The organism is Pseudoalteromonas sp. MEBiC 03607 (genome assembly GCF_004792295.1).
Lineage (GTDB): Bacteria > Pseudomonadota > Gammaproteobacteria > Enterobacterales > Alteromonadaceae > Pseudoalteromonas > Pseudoalteromonas lipolytica_C.
Genome location: NZ_SRRY01000001.1, coordinates 1,389,746 through 1,409,470, shown reverse-complemented (window position 1 = coordinate 1,409,470; position 19,725 = coordinate 1,389,746). Strand labels below are relative to the sequence as shown.

At 44.1% G+C, this 19,725-nt stretch carries 14 protein-coding genes, 4 rRNA genes and 1 riboswitch; of the genes, 1 reads left to right on the top strand and 17 read right to left on the bottom strand.

Annotation, left to right across the window (positions count from 1 at the left end; all coding sequences use genetic code 11):
• Positions 1-29 precede the first annotated feature (29 nt).
• From ung to E5N72_RS06335, 16 genes are all read right to left on the bottom strand, one after another.
• A complete protein-coding gene (gene ung / locus E5N72_RS06410; protein WP_135923710.1) occupies positions 30-704 on the bottom strand; it encodes a uracil-DNA glycosylase in 675 nt (224 codons plus the stop codon).
• The gene (locus tag E5N72_RS06405) at positions 701-1,558 is read right to left on the bottom strand and encodes a cobalamin-binding protein (protein WP_135923709.1); all 858 of its coding nucleotides are present in this window, start codon (positions 1,556-1,558) and stop codon (positions 701-703) included. The genes ung and E5N72_RS06405 overlap by 4 nt, the downstream gene beginning before the upstream one ends.
• Position 1,559: 1 nt before the next feature.
• Complete coding sequence (cobO, locus tag E5N72_RS06400) at positions 1,560-2,159, bottom strand: cob(I)yrinic acid a,c-diamide adenosyltransferase (protein ID WP_135923708.1); 600 nt, start codon at positions 2,157-2,159, stop codon at positions 1,560-1,562.
• Positions 2,160-2,168: 9 nt separating this feature from the next.
• Complete coding sequence (locus E5N72_RS06395; protein ID WP_135926243.1) at positions 2,169-3,653, bottom strand: cobyric acid synthase; 1,485 nt, start codon at positions 3,651-3,653, stop codon at positions 2,169-2,171.
• A complete protein-coding gene (cobU, locus tag E5N72_RS06390) occupies positions 3,653-4,180 on the bottom strand; it encodes a bifunctional adenosylcobinamide kinase/adenosylcobinamide-phosphate guanylyltransferase (RefSeq protein ID WP_135923707.1) in 528 nt (175 codons plus the stop codon). The genes E5N72_RS06395 and cobU overlap by 1 nt, the downstream gene beginning before the upstream one ends.
• A complete protein-coding gene (locus E5N72_RS06385) occupies positions 4,177-4,983 on the bottom strand; it encodes an adenosylcobinamide-GDP ribazoletransferase (RefSeq protein ID WP_135923706.1) in 807 nt (268 codons plus the stop codon). Before E5N72_RS06385 ends, cobU begins: the two co-directional genes overlap by 4 nt.
• Position 4,984: 1 nt before the next feature.
• Positions 4,985-6,046: a nicotinate-nucleotide--dimethylbenzimidazole phosphoribosyltransferase gene (gene cobT / locus E5N72_RS06380; protein WP_135923705.1), complete on the bottom strand. Its 1,062-nt coding sequence runs from the start codon at positions 6,044-6,046 to the stop codon at positions 4,985-4,987.
• A 3-nt stretch (positions 6,047-6,049) separates the two neighbouring features.
• Positions 6,050-7,039, bottom strand: coding sequence for an iron ABC transporter permease (locus E5N72_RS06375; protein WP_240704503.1), 990 nt, complete (start codon positions 7,037-7,039; stop codon positions 6,050-6,052).
• Positions 7,032-7,862: an ABC transporter ATP-binding protein gene (locus tag E5N72_RS06370; RefSeq protein ID WP_135923703.1), complete on the bottom strand. Its 831-nt coding sequence runs from the start codon at positions 7,860-7,862 to the stop codon at positions 7,032-7,034. The genes E5N72_RS06375 and E5N72_RS06370 overlap by 8 nt, the downstream gene beginning before the upstream one ends.
• Positions 7,863-7,942: 80 nt before the next feature.
• Positions 7,943-8,081: riboswitch (cobalamin riboswitch) on the bottom strand.
• 12 nt (positions 8,082-8,093) lie between these two features.
• Positions 8,094-8,711, bottom strand: a complete 618-nt coding sequence (locus tag E5N72_RS06365) for a histidine phosphatase family protein (RefSeq protein ID WP_135923702.1) — start codon at positions 8,709-8,711, stop codon at positions 8,094-8,096.
• Between the two features lie 83 nt (positions 8,712-8,794).
• Positions 8,795-9,223 carry an FKBP-type peptidyl-prolyl cis-trans isomerase gene (locus E5N72_RS06360; RefSeq protein ID WP_135923701.1) on the bottom strand — a complete coding sequence of 143 codons (429 nt, stop codon included), beginning with the start codon at positions 9,221-9,223 and terminating at the stop codon, positions 8,795-8,797.
• 530 nt (positions 9,224-9,753) lie between these two features.
• Positions 9,754-9,868, bottom strand: a 5S ribosomal RNA gene (gene rrf / locus E5N72_RS06355).
• Between the two features lie 58 nt (positions 9,869-9,926).
• Positions 9,927-10,041 (bottom strand): 5S ribosomal RNA (gene rrf, locus E5N72_RS06350).
• Positions 10,042-10,165: 124 nt separating this feature from the next.
• Positions 10,166-13,050, bottom strand: a 23S ribosomal RNA gene (locus E5N72_RS06345).
• Between the two features lie 280 nt (positions 13,051-13,330).
• Positions 13,331-14,871 (bottom strand): 16S ribosomal RNA (locus E5N72_RS06340).
• Together the 16S, 23S and 5S rRNA genes form the textbook arrangement of a ribosomal RNA operon.
• Positions 14,872-15,497: 626 nt before the next feature.
• A complete protein-coding gene (locus E5N72_RS06335) occupies positions 15,498-16,355 on the bottom strand; it encodes a tetratricopeptide repeat protein (protein WP_135923700.1) in 858 nt (285 codons plus the stop codon).
• 83 nt (positions 16,356-16,438) lie between these two features.
• On the opposite strand from E5N72_RS06335, the gene E5N72_RS06330 reads away from it, so the two are divergent.
• A complete protein-coding gene (locus E5N72_RS06330) occupies positions 16,439-17,752 on the top strand; it encodes an amidohydrolase (RefSeq protein ID WP_135923699.1) in 1,314 nt (437 codons plus the stop codon).
• Position 17,753: 1 nt separating this feature from the next.
• Here the strand turns inward: E5N72_RS06330 and E5N72_RS06325 are convergent, their stop codons facing one another.
• Entirely contained in the window at positions 17,754-19,664 is a 1,911-nt protein-coding gene (locus E5N72_RS06325) for a DNA topoisomerase III (RefSeq protein WP_135923698.1), read from the bottom strand.
• Positions 19,665-19,725: the final 61 nt, after the last annotated feature.

The following is a 19,725-nucleotide window of genomic DNA, read 5'->3' as shown; positions in this document are numbered from 1 at the left end:
GCCCTTATTATGGGCCTTTTACGTTTCTGTTATAAAATTTGTGGTAATGACCAATTGATCGGTTTTTTGTTTTGATCAATAAGTATTTGGTTTGTCTTAGAAAAGTGCTGACAACCAAAAAAACCTCGATGAGCAGAAAGCGGTGACGGATGCGGACCTTGGATCACATGATGACGCGAGGTATCAATATGTTTACCTTTTTTCTGTGCATGCGCGCCCCATAAAATAAACACCACACCTTCACAGTGTTGATTAATAAGCGCAATCACTGCATCGGTAAATTGCTCCCAGCCAAGCTGCTTATGAGAATGAGCCTGCCCTTGTTCAACAGTAAGTACGGTATTAAGTAAAAACACTCCTTGCTCTGCCCAACTTTGCAAGTAACCATGGTGGGGTATTTCAAACCCATCAATATCTGTGGCTAGTTCCTTGTATATATTCTTTAATGATGACGGTAGTTTTTTAACCTGCGGCAATACCGAAAAACACAAACCATGGGCTTGGCCTTCTCCGTGATAAGGGTCTTGCCCTAAAATAACCACTTTGACTTCGCTCAGTGGTGTGGCATCAAAAGCTGAGAATACCTGCTCATCTTTTGGATAAACGGTCACACCTGCTGCGCGTCTATCAGCTACATATTGCAAGGTTTCTTGCATGTAGGGTTTAGCAAGCTCGGTATCTAGAAATGTTTGCCAATCGATCATTTTGAAGCCTGTATTTGCTGACGAGAAATGTCTATTTTACCACACATATCGCTTAAACCATCTAGCATACGGGTTGTAAAACGATGCAATAGATCTGCGTTCACACTAATAAACTGGTTATGCTGCACTGCCGGCAGTTCAGGCCATTGACGCCAGTCTATCTTCGGTTGCGGCTTTTTAGATTTTTCGTCTGGAATAATAATCGCCTCAGGTTTAGCAACCAATACATTTTCAATACTAATGCGCGGGTAATCAGTATCGCTATTAGCAAACACATTCTCAGCATGACAAATAGTTAAAAGCTGATTGATCCAGGTATTTCCACCAATTGTCATCATCGGCTCTGGCCATAATTGATAAAAAACAGGCACGGCTTTTTTACCTTGCTGAGAGGCACGAATTGCATTGAGTTTAGCTGCAAACTCATTGGCCACCTTATCTGCCTTAGTTTGTAAATGCGTAAGCGTGCCGAGCTTACGTAATTCATCAGCAACATTATCAACTTGATCCGGATTACTATAAGCAACAGGAATGCCTAGCTTTTCGATATAAGCGAGGTCATCAGCTTTATTTCCTGTCTTCCACGCTAAAACAAGATCTGGCTTAAGTGACAGTAACTTTTCCATATTGACGCCGTAATATCCACCAACACGTTCAATATCATTCGCTTGTGCAGGGTAATCAGCAAAATCAACCGTACCAACGATACGATCGCCAGCACCTATCGCAAACAGGTTTTCAACAATGTGCGGTGCTAAAGCAACAATACGCTGTGGCTCTTTAATTTCATGAGCGTGTGCAAGTGCGGGTAAATTTAATAAAAAACCTAAGAGTGCAAACTTGATGGTTTTCATGTTAATAATCGAACCCTTTTTGCGCTTTAATGCCAGCATCAAAAGCATGTTTTACGTTTCTAACTTCACTGACTGTGTCAGCCAAGTCGGTCAATTTACGGTGTGCACCACGTCCTGTAATAATCACCGATTGCATGGCTGGTCGAGAGCTTACTGCCTCTAGCACTTCGTCTAAGTCAATATAGCCGTAAGTGATCATATAGGTTATTTCGTCTAGCATAACGAGGTTAATCGACTCATCCTTGAGCATTCTTTTCGCTTCTTGCCATGTCACTTGGGCAGCTGCGGTGTCTGACTCTTTGTTTTGTGTCTCCCAGGTAAAACCGGTGTTCATAATAACAAATTCAACCCCTGCTTTTTCGAGTAGGTTACGCTCACCGCACTCCCAAGTCCCTTTAATAAACTGACACACAGCTGCTTTCATTCCGTGACCAACAGCGCGTGCGACAGTACCAAATCCAGAGGTAGATTTGCCCTTACCATTACCAGTTATGACCTGAAAAATACCTTGCTCTTTTTGCGCAGCAGCAATACGTTCATCGACTTTTTCTTTTACTTTTTGCTGGCGCTGTTGGTGCTTATCTTGATTCTGTTCGCTCATTGTTGTTCCTTATGACTCTAAGTTGAAGTTCTCATAAATATTGATGATTTGTTCAATATCGAGATTCTCTGCTACCACATTGGCTAAACGGCTTAACTGCTGTTCACGGTTTAAGTTAATATCAATCGGCTTAATTTGGCTATTTGGTGCAAGCCAAGTTATTAGCTCAGATACGCCTTCAGGGGTATCGAACAAGCCATGTAAGTAAGTACCTGCTACTTGGTTATCATCACTAATAAAACCATCTACTTTGAATCCACTTGGGTGTTCATTAAAACTCAAAAATGGCTTATCAAGTGCCGGCCCTTGACTAATCCCGGCGTGAATTTCATAACCTGAAATTGCTTTATCGCGATTGTTTAAGTGAAGAATGCCAGAGACTTGGCTTAATACTTTTTGTTGCCCTAATTGCGTTTCAAAGTCAGCAAGTCCGAGTCCTTCAGCGCTGCCTAAATTAGATTCCACAGCATGTGGATCAGCAAGATAGTTGCCTAACATTTGCAGCCCACCACATACTCCGAGCACTTTACCGCCATAGCGTAAATGACGTTTTATTTGTGTGTGCCAACCTTCATTTTTTAAAAACGCTAAGTCGCTAAGGACATTTTTACTGCCCGGAATAATAATCAGATCAACACTTGGAATAGCCTGGGTATGACGTACATACTGTAAATCAATTTCTGGTTGTAATCGCAGTGCATCAAAGTCAGTGTGATTACTAATATGAGGTAGCAATAGCACTGCTATGCGCAATTGTGGTTTATCTACCTGATTGCTTATAGCAACGGCATCTTCAGCATCTAGTGCTAAGTCATGTAAATAAGGTAACACCCCAAGCACAGGCTTATTGGTGTATTGCTCTAACCAATCAAGGCCGCCTTGTAATAGCGCAATATCGCCCCGAAAACGGTTAATCACAAAGCCTTTAACGCGCGCTTGCTCTGAGTCAGACAGTAACGCTAATGTTCCGACTAAATGAGCAAACACGCCGCCTTTGTCGATATCGGCGATAATGATCACCGGACAATCTACCGCCTCAGCGTAACCCATATTGGCAATGTCGTTTTCGCGCAGGTTTATTTCTGCAGGGCTCCCAGCACCTTCAACAACCAGTAATTCAAAACGTTCACTTAAACGCTGCTGCGAAGTAAGAACCGCATCCATCGCCACTTTTTTGTAGTCGTGATAACTGTCCGCTTCCATATTCGAAAGCGCTTTACCATGAACGATTACCTGCGCCCCAGTATCACTGTTAGGTTTTAATAAGATAGGGTTAAAATCGACTTCTGCGGGCACTTTTGCCGCTACAGCTTGCAAAGCTTGTGCTCGGCCTATCTCGCCACCATCTGCTGTTACGGCGCTATTTAACGCCATATTTTGTGGCTTAAAAGGTGCAACCTTTATGCCTCGCTCTGCAAAGATCCGACAAAGTGCTGCAACAAGGGTACTTTTGCCTGCATCTGAAGTTGTGCCTTGCACCATTATTGTTTTCATCATTGTTCTCTTTTTAAGGTTTGTGCAAGACCTGCAATCACAAACTCAACACGCGCAACTTGCTGTGCTAAGGCTTGATGCAACCAACCTGAATGATCAACAAACTGACGGCTTAATTCACCGAGCGGAACAATGCCATGACCCACTTCATTGCTGACAAAAATCACCTCACCCGGCAATTGCGATAGCACATCGAGTAAGGCCGCTTTTTGCTCAAGCCAAAATGCTTCACCCTGCTGGCATAAGCAATTACTCAACCACAAGGTTAAACAGTCCACTAAAATACAGTTTTCAGCTTGGCTATGTAGTTGTAGTGCTTTAGCCAAATACAAAGGCTCTTCGACAAGTTGCCAATGCTTAGCGCGCTCTGCTTGATGCCTATTAATTCGGGCTGTCATTTCTTCATCACCCGCATTTGCTGTGGCAATGTAGATAAGCGGCTTGTCTGAATTTATTGCCAGCTGCTCAGCAAAACGGCTTTTACCGCTGCGAGCACCGCCTAAAATTAAGGTGTGTGATTGGCTCATAACATACTCACTAGACATAAGTAGGTAACAAGCTCAGATACTTGTTGGGCAGCACCTAAGCAATCACCGGTGTAGCCAGATAACTGCTTTTCAAACCAGCGCTTCAATAGTAAACGAGTAACAAAAAGCACACTGACGAGTATTAATAATTGCCCTAGAGTGAAGCCAAAAAACAACCATGCTATTGCTAACACAGCAAAGCCAGTTGCTAGCAGTATTTGATAACTTTGCGTGCTTAAATACATCGCAATTGGTTTTACTTTAGATGTGGCGTCCTGACTTACATAGTCCATATCTGCAATTAAACTTGTTGCCACAACCCGGCTTAAGCTTTGTCCTAAAACAAGTGCAATAATCAGAGCACTGGTTACTTCGCTAAGTGCGACAAGTGTTTGGTACTTAACTAATAAAGCCATCACAAGCGCCGCAGCACCATAGGTGCCTAAGCGACTATCTTTCATAATGTTGAGCTTATCTGCAACTTGCCAACCGCCACCAAAGCCATCCCAGACATCAGCAAGCCCATCTTCATGAAATGCCCCTGTGATTATCAAGCTAAACGCCATAACTAACGCGACTGCAATGGCTGCGGTGAATAACCAACTTAGCAGCAAAAAGTTTAACGCTAAAATTGCGCCTAATAATACTCCGACCAATGCAAAATAACGGCTGGCCTGATTGAGCGCCTTATTCGATACTGCAAAGTTTAATTTAACGGGTATACGCGTTAAAAAGCTGAGCGCCAGTAAAAATAACTGAAGCTGACTTGGGGTCGTGTTTGAAGTGTGTTGTTCCGTGCTCATATCAAACTACTTGCTCAACATTGGCATCGGCAAAACTTGCCATGTCATTGTAAAACGCCAAAGATGCTTGCAGTAAAGGTAAGGCAAGCGCAGCACCTGTGCCTTCTCCTAAACGTAAATCTAGCTGTAATAAAGGTGATGCGTGCATGGCATTAAGCATTGTTTTGTGCCCTTGCTCATCAGAGGCATGGGCAAATAACATGTAATCGCGAGCGTTTGCATTAATGCGAGTTGCAACAAGCGCTGCTGCAGTACAAATAAAGCCATCCACGATCACCGCCATGCCGAGCTCCGCAGCAGCTAAAATGGCACCGGTGATCTGAACAATTTCAAAACCACCTAATGCAGCGAGTGTCATTAGTGGGTCGCTAAAATGAGCTTGATGCAATTGGAGGGCTTGCTCCACAACCTTGATTTTTTTAGCTATAACCTCATCACTCACACCTGTGCCTTTACCAACACATTGGTTGGCAGGTAAGGACAACAAAGCAGCCATTAATGCCGCAGCACTTGTAGTATTACCAATACCCATCTCTCCAAACGCAATAGTATTGCTGCCTTGCTCATAGAGTGAATGAACTCGCTGCTTTGCTAATTCAAACCCTTTTTCAACGTGACTACGAGACATGGCCATTTCAGTATTCAGTGGGGCAGTGATTTCACCTAAACGCTGGTTATGCACACTTTTATCATGTGCTGTAGTGAGTGTTCCGGCATCGACAACTTCGAGCTGCCAACCAAGCTGGCGACAAAATACATTGATTGCAGCGCCTCCAGCTGCAAAGTTTGCCACCATTTGTGATGTAACAGTGCTAGGAGCAATTGACACACCTTGACTTGCCACACCATGATCGCCTGCAAATACAACCAGAGAAGGCTTTGAAATAACTGGTTTAAAGGCAAGTAGCGCCTGCTCACTATCAAGCTGCTTTGAAAAAATAAGCGTTAATTGTTTAGCACAACTCTCAAGCTGACCTAAAGCACCAAGCGGCTTCGTTTTAAGGTCTATCTTTTGTTGTATTACAGCTGAAAACTGCTGGTTAATTGGCATGATATTAAACATTAGCTACCTGCTCTGTTTACGAAAATAAAGTAAGAATAAAAAGAACACGCTGCCGATAGCTGCAGTGATCACACCAACGGGTAATTCTTGGTTATTCAATAAGGTTCGGCATAACACATCTACCCACACCATAAAAATGCCACCGACCAAGGATGTCATGACTAAGTTATGACTGCTGCCTTGCGGCGAAAAGTAGCGCACAATATGCGGGATCATCAGACCTACAAAACCAACGCCTCCACATAGAGCAACAAGCACCGCTGTAATTAATGAACTTAGCAGCAGCATCATGATCCGAAAGCGTTGGACATGAATCCCCAAAGTCGCAGCACTTTCATCGCCAAGTAGCATTGCATTAAGCTGACGACGAAATGCAATCATCAAAGTCATACAGGCAATAATAACGGTAAACGGCAGCCAAAGAGTGCCCCACTGCGCCCGAGAAAAACTGCCCATTGTCCAAAATAAAATAGCTGTAATTGCTTGAGGATCACTAAAATAAAGCAGCAGGCTAGTCAGAGCGCTAAATAAGAAGGATAAAGCAACGCCGGCAAGTAACATGGCTTCAACTTGACCAACATGTCGACGCCCAGCAATAGCAATGAGCAACAGCATTGAGAGTAAGCTTCCGGCAAATGCAGCAACTGACATACTAAAGCCAAAACTCACACCAGTAAGGGCTATAAAGCACACCACACCAAATGAAGCCCCTGAAGAGATACCAAACAAGTAAGGATCAGCAAGCGGGTTTCGGGTTACGGTTTGCAAAATTAATCCCGCAAGAGCCAGTCCAGATCCTGCTAAAAATGCCAGCACCGTTCTTGGCATGCGTAACTGCCAAATAATCCGCTGCACGAATTCATCACCACCTTGGCTAAACAGGCCATTTAGTACCTCACTCAATGGTGTGTTTGCAGCACCAAAGCTCAGAGCGAAAAAACAACTAATAAGCCCAACAACAGCACAGATACTTAAACGCATTGCATCAGTCATTTTGATGCTCCTGTGTCTGATAGCCATAAAAATAAGTTATATGCGGGATAAACTTATCGGTGTTTGATTGCGGATGAGCAGACACCGCAGCGCAGACACCAAATACATCGCTCAACAGCTGCTCAGTAAGCACCGCTTTTGGTTGCCCCTGACAAACCAATTGCCCTTCGTCAATTACCAGTAATTCATCACACAAACTCGCTGCAAGATTTAAGTCATGAAAAGAGGCAAGCACAGTCACATCGAGGGACTTTGCTAATTCCATTATTTGAATTTGGTATTTAACATCAAGATGACTGGTAGGCTCATCCATGATCAAAAGCTTAGGTTGCTGTACGATAGAACGTGCAATGAGTGCTCTTTGCTTTTCACCACCAGAGAGCGAGTCGAATGCTTGCTCACTATGATGAGACAAACCAACCTGCTCAATCGCTTGATATATTCGCTGCTTATCGTTAATAGACGTGCCGCTGAAAAGTCGCTTATGAGGTGTTAGCCCTAAACTCACCACGTCGAACAGAGACAAATTAAACTGCGATGGAGACTCTTGTAAAACTACAGCAACCTGCTTTGCAAACTCATCAGCACTGATTTGCCAGATATCTTCACCGTTTAGCAACACAGCCCCTTGCTGAGGTTTCAAGTAACGATAAAGACAACGCAGTAAGCTTGATTTACCTGCACCATTAGGGCCAAGTAAACCTATAAACTGCCCAGCTTTTAACTCAAGGCTAATTGATTTAAGTATTGTTTTATTCGCAATACCCCAACTTAAATCAGAGACTGATATTAATGGCGCAGAGCCGTGGCTAGTTTGTTGCAAGCTTGTTCTCTCTTGGCGAGCAACCACAACGCACAAGAAAGCACTGATAAGTACCAGAAAATGACGTGAGTTTACCCGCTCGATGATTAATTGTTAGTGCTAAGTATCTGGCTGACCATACTTATGATGGATTACAGTTGCGGGAACAGCTGGAGAATTTCACTCCATTCCATAGCATATGTGTATTATGGCGGGCTAAGTAAATAATTCAATGAATATCACTCTAGATGGCTAAAAAACAATTTTTGGCCAAGTTTTTCCTTGTTCATCTATATATACATCGAGTGTAACAAGTCCCGCATAAGGGAGGTGAAAAACATTTAAATGCGTGGCTGACTGTTTTGGCATCTGGCAAACAATAGCAAGAATTTGTTTAATTACACCAGCGTGGCTGATTACCAATGACTGAGTATGTTTAGTTTCACTCAATGAGTTTAAAAACGTTTGCCACCAAGCTTCTACCCTTGCGTAAAAGTCAGCCATTGATTCACCATTGGGTACTTTTACCTGCCAAGGATGCTGCCAAAAATCACCGATATGAGGTTTACTGGTTTGCTGCCAAAGCTGCTGATAGTCTTGGCCATCCCAATCACCAAAATTAAACTCTTTCAGCGCATTGAAATACTGAACATTCAATGTGTGTTGATTTGCTAAAAAATCAGCATAGACTGAGCAACGCTTTAGCGGTGAGCTATATATAGCATTTAAATTCAACAGTTCAGCAGAGGCTTGGCGCATTTGTTCAAGACCATGCTTTGATAAATCAACATCGATTTGCCCAGAAAGAATACCCGGTGTGGCAATTTCGCCATGGCGAAGAAAATAAACTCGTGAAGTAAATGCGTCCATAATGTTCCTCAGTAACCAGTAGTGAACGTTAACGCGTTTCAAATACTCTGTCGAGTTATGCTAAAGGACTTATGCGAGAAGAATTAAGCTAAACGCATCAACCGAACGTCAAAATGCAGCACTGCGTTCGCACCAATTTTTCCGCCGTTACCTTTTTTACCCCAAGCAAGCTCTGGGGGGATCACAAATTCATAGCGAGAGCCGATATTCATTAATAACAAACCTTCTCGTAACCCTTCTATAGCTTCTGATAAAGCAAACACCTCTGGCATACCCGCTTTATAACTGTCGGCAATGACACTGCCATCAGCAAGCATAATACGTTGATTAATGACCACTGTATCGAACTCTGTCACGCGATCCCCTGCAACATCATCAATCACTTTATACATTAAACCCGATGGGCATAGATGCGTATCAGGATGAGATGAGAACTTAGCGATGAATGCTTCACTATTTTTACGATTTAACCCTGAAGAACCTTTTGACTTGGTTGTTTTCTTACGAGACACAGTAAACCCTAATTGTATTACAAATATAAACGCTTTATCGCATAACAACGTTAGGGAAGCAAGGGGCACTGTGGTTTGTAGTGAGTTAGCGAGAGTAAAGTTAGAAAGAGGAAAGTTTTAAAGCTCTGGCGTAGGTTGGGTAGAGCGCAGCGAAACCCAACACAGAGAGCTATCAGCTTTCAGCCGTCAGCGATCAGTCGCGCGGTGGGGTTGTTTGGTGCTGCGTCTCCCTCTGCCGGAGGCTCTAGGCTCTAGGCTCTAGGTTCTAGGTTCTAGGTTCTAGGTTCTAGGTAAAGTGTACTTGTAGGAATGGCTTTAGCCATGAATGTGTTTGTTATGGTCTGATTCGGCACTGAAGTGCCTCCTACGGGGTTTTGTTGCTGTTGGTGACTCAGTTACATAACAACTCTGACATCTAATCTCTAACCACTGATGTCTCTGTGTTTCAGCTGACGTCTGACGGCTGAAAGCTGACAGCTCCAGACGCAAAAAAGCCCGACTCTCTCGAATCGGGCTTTCTTTAATTAGGATCCTGGCGATGTCCTACTTTCACATGGCAAATGCCACACTATCATCGGCGCTGTTTCGTTTCACTACTGAGTTCGGCATGGGGTCAGGTGGGTCCAAAACGCTATTGTCACCAAGAAAATTCTGTTCAATTTTCTTATTATTTTTAATTTAAAGTCTTGCGACTGAATTAGGAGCCTGGCGATGTCCTACTTTCACATGGCAAATGCCACACTATCATCGGCGCTGTTTCGTTTCACTACTGAGTTCGGCATGGGGTCAGGTGGGTCCAAAACGCTATTGTCACCAAGCAAATTTGGTTTGTTAATCGCTTTTGCAATTAACTAAAATCTGGAATTCTGATATCAAGTAAATGTCTACTTTAGTGTCTTAACTTCTGTCTGTTACGCTGTCATAAAACGCGTTTGGCGTTGTATGGTTAAGCCTCACGGGTAATTAGTACAGGTTAGCTTAATGGCTCGCACCACTTCCACACCCTGCCTATCAACGTTGTAGTCTTCAACGGCCCTTCAGAGACTTTAAAAGTCTAGTGAGAACTCATCTCGAGGCCTGCTTCGCGCTTAGATGCTTTCAGCGCTTATCAGTTCCGAACGTAGCTACCGGGCAGTGCCATTGGCATGACAACCCGAACACCAGCGGTTCGTTCACTCCGGTCCTCTCGTACTAGGAGCAACCCCTCTCAATTCTCAAACGCCCACGGCAGATAGGGACCGAACTGTCTCACGACGTTCTAAACCCAGCTCGCGTACCACTTTAAATGGCGAACAGCCATACCCTTGGGACCGACTTCAGCCCCAGGATGTGATGAGCCGACATCGAGGTGCCAAACACCGCCGTCGATATGAACTCTTGGGCGGTATCAGCCTGTTATCCCCGGAGTACCTTTTATCCGTTGAGCGATGGCCCTTCCATTCAGAACCACCGGATCACTATGACCTACTTTCGTACCTGCTCGACGTGTCTGTCTCGCAGTTAAGCTGGCTTCTACCATTACACTAACCGTACGATGTCCGACCGTACTTAGCCAACCTTCGTGCTCCTCCGTTACTCTTTGGGAGGAGACCGCCCCAGTCAAACTACCCACCAGGCACTGTCCGTAACCCCGATTAGGGGCCAACGTTAGAACATCAACACTACAAGGGTGGTATTTCAAGGACGGCTCCACAAAGACTAGCGTCTCTGCTTCAAAGCCTCCCACCTATCCTACACATGTAGGGTCAATGTTCAGTGCCAAGCTGTAGTAAAGGTTCACGGGGTCTTTCCGTCTAGCCGCGGGTACACAGCATCTTCACTGCGATTTCAATTTCACTGAGTCTCGGGTGGAGACAGCGTGGCCATGGTTACACCATTCGTGCAGGTCGGAACTTACCCGACAAGGAATTTCGCTACCTTAGGACCGTTATAGTTACGGCCGCCGTTTACCGGGGCTTCGATCAAGAGCTTCGTCCGAAAACTAACCCCATCAATTAACCTTCCGGCACCGGGCAGGTGTCACACCGTATACGTCATCTTGCGATTTTGCACAGTGCTGTGTTTTTAATAAACAGTCCCAGCCACCTGGTCACTGCGGCTCCCGTCCGCTTAGAGAGCAAGTCTCATCACAGATAGGAGCGTACCTTCTCCCGAAGTTACGGTACGATTTTGCCTAGTTCCTTCACCCGAGTTCTCTCAAGCGCCTTAGTATTCTCTACCTGACCACCTGTGTCGGTTTGGGGTACGATTCGGTATAATCTGAAGCTTAGAGGCTTTTCCTGGAAGTATGGCATCAACAACTTCACCACCTTAGTGGCTCGTCTCGTGTCTCAGTCTTAGCAACCCGGATTTTCCTAAGTCACCAACCTACTCACTTTCACATGGACAACCAACGCCATGCTTGTTTAGCCTGCTCCGTCCCCCCATCGCAATTATACCAAGTACGGGAATATTAACCCGTTTCCCATCGACTACGCCTTTCGGCCTCGCCTTAGGGGTCGACTTACCCTACCCTGATTAACATGGGATAGGAACCCTTGGTCTTCCGGCGTGCGGGTTTTTCACCCGCATTATCGTTACTCATGTCAGCATTCGCACTTCTGATACCTCCAGCAACCCTCCCGGGTCACCTTCAACGGCTTACAGAACGCTCCCCTACCACTCATACATAGTATGAATCCGCAGCTTCGGTGCATAGTTTAGCCCCGTTACATCTTCCGCGCAGACCGACTCGACCAGTGAGCTATTACGCTTTCTTTAAAGGGTGGCTGCTTCTAAGCCAACCTCCTGGCTGTCTGGGCCTTTCCACATCGTTTCCCACTTAACTATGACTTTGGGACCTTAGCTGGCGGTCTGGGTTGTTTCCCTCTTCACGACGGACGTTAGCACCCGCCGTGTGTCTCCCGGATAGTACTTTACGGTATTCGGAGTTTGCAAAGGGTTGGTAAGTCGGGATGACCCCCTAGCCTTAACAGTGCTCTACCCCCGTAAGTATTCGTCCGAGGCTCTACCTAAATAGATTTCGGGGAGAACCAGCTATCTCCCGGTTTGATTAGCCTTTCACTCCTAGCCACAGGTCATCCCCTAACTTTTCAACGTTAGTGGGTTCGGTCCTCCAGTTGATGTTACTCAACCTTCAACCTGCCCATGGCTAGATCACCGGGTTTCGGGTCTATACCTTGCAACTATACGCCCAGTTAAGACTCGGTTTCCCTACGGCTACCCTAATCGGTTAACCTCGCTACAAAATATAAGTCGCTGACCCATTATACAAAAGGTACGCAGTCACCCAACAAGTGGGCTCCTACTGCTTGTACGTACACGGTTTCAGGTTCTATTTCACTCCCCTCACAGGGGTTCTTTTCGCCTTTCCCTCACGGTACTGGTTCACTATCGGTCAGTTGGGAGTATTTAGCCTTAGATGATGGTCCACCTATATTCAGTCAAAGTTTCACGTGCTCCGACCTACTCGATTTCACTTAAGATGCATTTTCGTGTACGGGACTATCACCCTGTATCGTCAAACTTTCCAGAATGTTCCACTAACACATAATAAGCTTAAGGGCTGGTCCGGTTTCGCTCGCCGCTACTTCCGGAATCTCGGTTGATTTCTGTTCCTACGGGTACTTAGATGTTTCAGTTCTCCGCGTTCGCCTCTTACACCTATGTATTCAGTGTAAGATACCTGCAAGCAGGTGGGTTTCCCCATTCGGAAATCCTAGTCTCAAGCGCTTTTTACTAGCTTGACTAGGCTTATCGCAAGTTAATACGTCCTTCATCGCCTCCAACTGCCAAGGCATCCACCGTGTACGCTTAGTCACTTAACCATACAACCCAAACGGGTCTTTGTTAGTGACAGCTGTTAACTTCGCCAGAAGTTAATTCATCAAATAATGATGAGAATACTAAAGTAGATACCGATTAATCATTGCTGATTAACTGGCATATTTTTACTTTTGAAAACTCTTTATAGATACAAGTATCTATAAGAATTTTAATATCAGCTTTCCAAATTTTTAAAGAGCATATTAATTAGTTAAACCAAAGGGTTTAGCTAACTAACAATCATCTGTGTGGACACTACGAACAAATAAGTTCTAAATCGTATAAGGAGGTGATCCAGCCCCAGGTTCCCCTAGGGCTACCTTGTTACGACTTCACCCCAGTCATGAATCACTCCGTGGTGAACGTCCTCCCGAAGGTTAGACTATCCACTTCTGGAGCAACCCACTCCCATGGTGTGACGGGCGGTGTGTACAAGGCCCGGGAACGTATTCACCGCATCATTCTGATATGCGATTACTAGCGATTCCGACTTCATGGAGTCGAGTTGCAGACTCCAATCCGGACTACGACGCACTTTAAGTGATTCGCTTACCCTCGCAGGTTCGCAGCACTCTGTATGCGCCATTGTAGCACGTGTGTAGCCCTACACGTAAGGGCCATGATGACTTGACGTCGTCCCCACCTTCCTCCGGTTTATCACCGGCAGTCTCCTTAGAGTTCCCGACCGAATCGCTGGCAACTAAGGATAGGGGTTGCGCTCGTTGCGGGACTTAACCCAACATCTCACAACACGAGCTGACGACAGCCATGCAGCACCTGTATCAGAGCTCCCGAAGGCACCAAACCATCTCTGGTAAGTTCTCTGTATGTCAAGTGTAGGTAAGGTTCTTCGCGTTGCATCGAATTAAACCACATGCTCCACCGCTTGTGCGGGCCCCCGTCAATTCATTTGAGTTTTAACCTTGCGGCCGTACTCCCCAGGCGGTCTACTTAATGCGTTAGCTTTGAAAAACAACTCCGAAGAGTCGAGCTTCTAGTAGACATCGTTTACGGCGTGGACTACCAGGGTATCTAATCCTGTTTGCTCCCCACGCTTTCGTACATGAGCGTCAGTGTTGACCCAGGTGGCTGCCTTCGCCATCGGTATTCCTTCAGATCTCTACGCATTTCACCGCTACACCTGAAATTCTACCACCCTCTATCACACTCTAGTTTGCCAGTTCGAAATGCAGTTCCCAGGTTGAGCCCGGGGCTTTCACATCTCGCTTAACAAACCGCCTGCGTACGCTTTACGCCCAGTAATTCCGATTAACGCTCGCACCCTCCGTATTACCGCGGCTGCTGGCACGGAGTTAGCCGGTGCTTCTTCTGTAAGTAACGTCACAGCTAAGTGCTATTAACACTTAACCTTTCCTCCTTACTGAAAGTGCTTTACAACCCGAAGGCCTTCTTCACACACGCGGCATGGCTGCATCAGGCTTGCGCCCATTGTGCAATATTCCCCACTGCTGCCTCCCGTAGGAGTCTGGGCCGTGTCTCAGTCCCAGTGTGGCTGATCATCCTCTCAAACCAGCTAGGGATCGTCGCCTTGGTGAGCCATTACCTCACCAACTAGCTAATCCCACTTGGGCTAATCTTATGGCGTGAGGCCCGAAGGTCCCCCACTTTGGTCCAAAGACATCATGCGGTATTAGCAGTCGTTTCCAACTGTTGTCCCCCACCATAAGGCATATTCCCAAGCATTACTCACCCGTCCGCCGCTCGTCAGCAAAGTAGCAAGCTACTCTCTGTTACCGCTCGACTTGCATGTGTTAGGCCTGCCGCCAGCGTTCAATCTGAGCCATGATCAAACTCTTCAATTAAAAGTTTTTTCTGTCCCGAAGGACATGCTCAATGAATTCTGAATTTTGATATCTTTCGATATCGAATTGACTGTGCTGAAACAAGTAAACTTGTTTCCGTTGGTCACTCAGTTCAATTGAGACTCTAAATTTGTTTGCGTCATCTAGCGAACTAGAATCTGCTGTTAGAACTCAACCTGTACGAGTGCCCACACAGATGATTGCTTTATATTGTTAAAGAACGTTTTGAGATACTTTTGCGTCTCGAGGGATGCGTATAATACATCCTTAGATTTTTGAGTCAACACTTAATTTTAAACTTTCTTTTTAGACCGTTTTAAACCGAAGTTTTACTTGACTCTCTGTCAGTTTGTTCAGCGCTTTTCATTGCTGCCCGCCGTGTCAGTGGATGCGCATTATAGGGATGCGAAGAATTAACGCAAGCACTTTTTGTAGAAAACTACTAAAAACTTACCTTTCGCGCAAAAAACAAGCTAAAGGCAGTAAAAAACATAGTTTACTGTATAAAATACAGCCAACTTTTCTCGAGAGGATCTTAAGTATTATCGAAATTAGGTAATACGCAAGTTTTTTTAAATAAAAAAGCGCCTGTATTTAAGTGGCGCTTTTATCAATCAACACTAGATTTAGTACAAGATACTATATAATTTACGGCGATACTTAGAAGCAAGTGCATCACCATCAGGTAAGGAGGCAATGATTTCTAGGTATGTTGGTTTTGCATCCGCGTAATTTAGATCTTTTTTAAGCACAGTAAATAACATCTCAAGTGCTTCTTCTTTGCGACCTGCAATGTTTAAGGCATTGCTTAGCTCTAGTTTTATCTCAAGATCATTTGGATATTTTTCTACTTTCGCTTGTAGTGCTTTTATTTCTGGTGAATCTGTTGCTGCTAACGCTTGTTCACATTTAGCTTGGATATTTGTGAAATACGCATCACGTTCATTTTCTGCAACCGAATCTAATAATGCTTGCGCATCATCTAGCTTATGAATTTGAATACAGATATCAGCTAACACTAACTTTACACGAGTATGGTTTGGATCTAGCTCGTATGCCTGCTTTGCATAACTAAATGCATTATTTAAATCCTGATTAATTAACGCTTGTTTAGCTTGCTCAAGTAATAATTCATGTTGTGCGGGTAAATGCTTTGCTAACGCATCACGAATTTGCTGTTCAGTTTGAGCACCAGGTAACATATCAACAGGCGCTGAGTCTTTTAACATCACAAGAGTGGGTAGTGCTTGCAAACCTATTTGCTGTGCAAGTTGACTTGCAAGTGCCTGCTCAACATCACAATCTAACGTTGCTACTAATAAATGCTCACCATATTCGTGTGCGATCTTCTCTAAAATAGCAGCTTGTTGATAACACTCTGGATTTTGTGCAGAGTAAAAAGTAAGTAACACTAATTTTTCAGCGGACGTTTCACCCAGTGCTTGCTGCAAACTTTGCGGGGTAAGATTTATCATATTATTCATTTGATTGATTGCACTATATAAGTATTTAAGTTTTGATATAGTGGCAAACATAACAATTACAAGTCCTACGGGTCGAGGTCATTATGAAATTATCTGCTATTTCTGCAGCTTTATTACTTCTTAGTCCATTCGCGCAAGCAACAACGCTCGATTTAAATCTTCAAAAAACCATGCCTGAGATTGAAGATCTCTATTTAGATTTGCATCAATCTCCTGAGTTGTCATACCACGAAAAGAAAACGGGCCAAAAGTTAGCAAAGCAATTAAAACAACTGGGCTTTACTGTTACAGATAATGTGGGTGGTTACGGCGTTGTTGGGATATATAAGAACGGTGATGGCCCTACGGTCATGATCCGCACTGATACTGACGGCTTACCAATTGTTGAACAAACTGGTAAGCCATACGCCTCTAAAGTAACTGTTACTAATGATGCTGGTGCAACCGTTGGCGTAATGCATGGCTGTGGTCATGATATTCACATGAGTTCATTTATTGGCACAGCCCAACAGTTAATGACACACAAAGATCAGTGGCAAGGCACTTTAATGATGGTGGCACAACCAGCAGAAGAAGTAGGAGGCGGTGCAAAAGCCATGCTGAAAGAGGGGCTATTTACTAAGTACCCTACTCCAGACCATGTTATTGGTTTACATGTTAGTGCCAGTGTTCCTGCTGGCAAAGTTAGCATGAAAACAGAATATACGATGGCAAGCGTTGACTCTGTTGATATTACAGTAAAAGGTAAAGGCGGTCACGGTGCCTACCCACACACAACAATAGACCCTGTTGTAATTGCTTCACGTATTGTGTTGGCGCTGCAAACTATTACTAGTCGCGAATTGTCACCACTTGAACCATCGGTTATCACGGTAGGTTCTATTCACGGGGGCTCTAAACACAATGTTATTTCAGATGAAGTAAAACTGCAATTAACACTTCGTAGCTATAACCCTGAAGTACGCTTGCAACAAATCGCTGCGATTAAACGAATTTCTAAAGGCATCGCATTAAGTGCCGGACTTGATGAAAGCTTAGCTCCTGAAGTATTTGTGCATGAAGATGAATCAATTCCCTCTACTTACAATAATCCAGCTCAAACCAACCTAGTGCGTTCAGCAATTGCTAACGCTATTGGTGAAGACAATGTACTTGAAACTGAAGCTGTCATGGCTGGTGAAGACTTTGGTCTTTATGGTCGTACAGAGCAGCACGTGCCTATTACTTTGTTTTGGTTAGGCGGTGTTGAGCCGAGTCAATATGATGAAGCGATGAAATCTGGTGCAACATTACCTTCTTTACACTCAAGTAAGTTTGCACCTGATTACAAAAAGGCGCTTCCTACAGGCATAACAGCTATGAGTAACGCCGCAGTTGCCCTGTTCAATAAAAAATAGTTTAGGCTGACTTAGCTCTAGGCTTAGCTTTTCTTTTAAAACGTCGCTTTTGCGGCGTTTTTGGTAATTGGGAAAATATTTGACTGTCACACTGCTTCGCTTGCTCAACTAAAGCATGCAGCTCTGCCAGTAATGGCGTTAAAAACTGCTGATAACTCATGTGTTGCTCAGCTATGTTCCCTAATGATGCTTCCCACTTAGCTGTTAAATCAGGGCTAGCAAGCTGCTCTGGTAATGTACTAATGAGTGCTTTTCCTGTTGCCGTTGCTAAAATGTTTTTACCCTGACGCTCTAAAAAGCGGCGCTTAAATAAAAGCTCAAGAATACCTGCCCGTGTAGCCTCAGTGCCTAAGCCATCGGTTTCTTTAAGGATCTTTTTAATTTCAGGATCTTTCACATACCGGCTGATGCCTGTCATAGCACTTAATAAGGTAGCATCAGTAAAATGCGCTGGCGGTGTCGTCATTTTGTCTATCACTTCGCCTTGATTGCAATGCAGCAACTGACCTTTTTCAAGAGCAGGTAAGGTTTGCTCATCTTTTAACTCTGTTTTGCCCATCAATGTTTTAAAGCCTAGGCTAACATCTTGCTTAGCAGCTGCTTTAAAAAGCCCACCTGCAATTTCAACCGTTACTTTGGTTTCGTTAAATACATAGTCTGGATAAAACTGGATTAAATAATGACGACAGATCAACCGATAGACTTTTTGTTCATCACTATTTAATGTTGCTGAGCGAAGTTGTTTTTCGGTAGGTACTATCGCGTGGTGAGCTGCAACTTTGCTGTCATTAAAACATTTACTACGCTTGCTCGTATCAGCTTGCTTACAAGCTTCACTTGCTTGCCCTTCATTATTAGCAATAGCAGCAATAATTTTAGCTGCATCTTTATGATGCTCTTTTGGTAAATAGCGATTATCTGATCGAGGATAAGTAATTAACTTATGACGTTCATATAAACTTTGACAGATATCGAGCACCTTTTGCGCAGGCATTGAAAACGCTTTTGCCGCATCGATTTGTAAAGCTGATAAGTTATAAGGTAGCGGCGCTTGTTGCTTTTTTTGCTTCTGCTCAAGCTCAACTACTTTAGCTGGCTGATTAGTTATTCGTGACACAACATTTTCAGCAAGTCCTCTATGTAATACCCGCCCTTCTTCATCTTGATAAGGTTCGCATGCTTTACTTGGCTGCCATTTAGCAGAAAAAGTTTGCTGCTGCTCAGTTTCAAGATGAGCTAATACTTCATAAAAAGGTTTTGCTACAAAGTTCGCTATTTCATTATCACGATTTACAACTAAACCTAAAATAGGTGTTTGTACCCGCCCAACAGATAACACATTACCAAATCCAGCTTTTTGCCCAGCTAGCGTATAAGCTCGCGTTAAATTCATACCAAATAGCCAATCAGCACGCGAGCGAGCTAAAGCAGATACACTTAAGGGAATAAAATCACGATTCGATTTTAAATTATTAAGTGCTTTTTTAACTGCACTTAAGTTTAAATCGCTGATTAAGAGTCGTTGAATTTGCTGTTTTTTAGCTTGGCTTAGTTTGACCTGATCAATTACTTCATCAACCAATAGCTGGCCTTCACGGTCAGGGTCACCTGCATGAACTATGATACTTGCCTGCTTGATCAGCTTTTTTAATACAGTGAGTTGTTTACGGGTTTTGGCTTTAGGTTTTAATTGCCATTGTTCTGGCACGATAGGTAAGTGCTCAAATCGCCACTTTTTAAAACTTGCATCGTAATCATCGGGCTCTGCTTGTTCAAGCAAATGCCCTACACACCAAGAAACACAATCACCATTAGCAAGCTCTATATAACCATCCTGTTTTTTCTGTGGTTTTGGCAGCGCATCTGCAATGGCCCGTGCTAGGGAGGGTTTTTCGGCAATGTAAAGTTTCATAAAGCAACACTAAATACTGTTTTTATAAACAGTAGTCTAGCACAGGATTTTTAACTTAGGA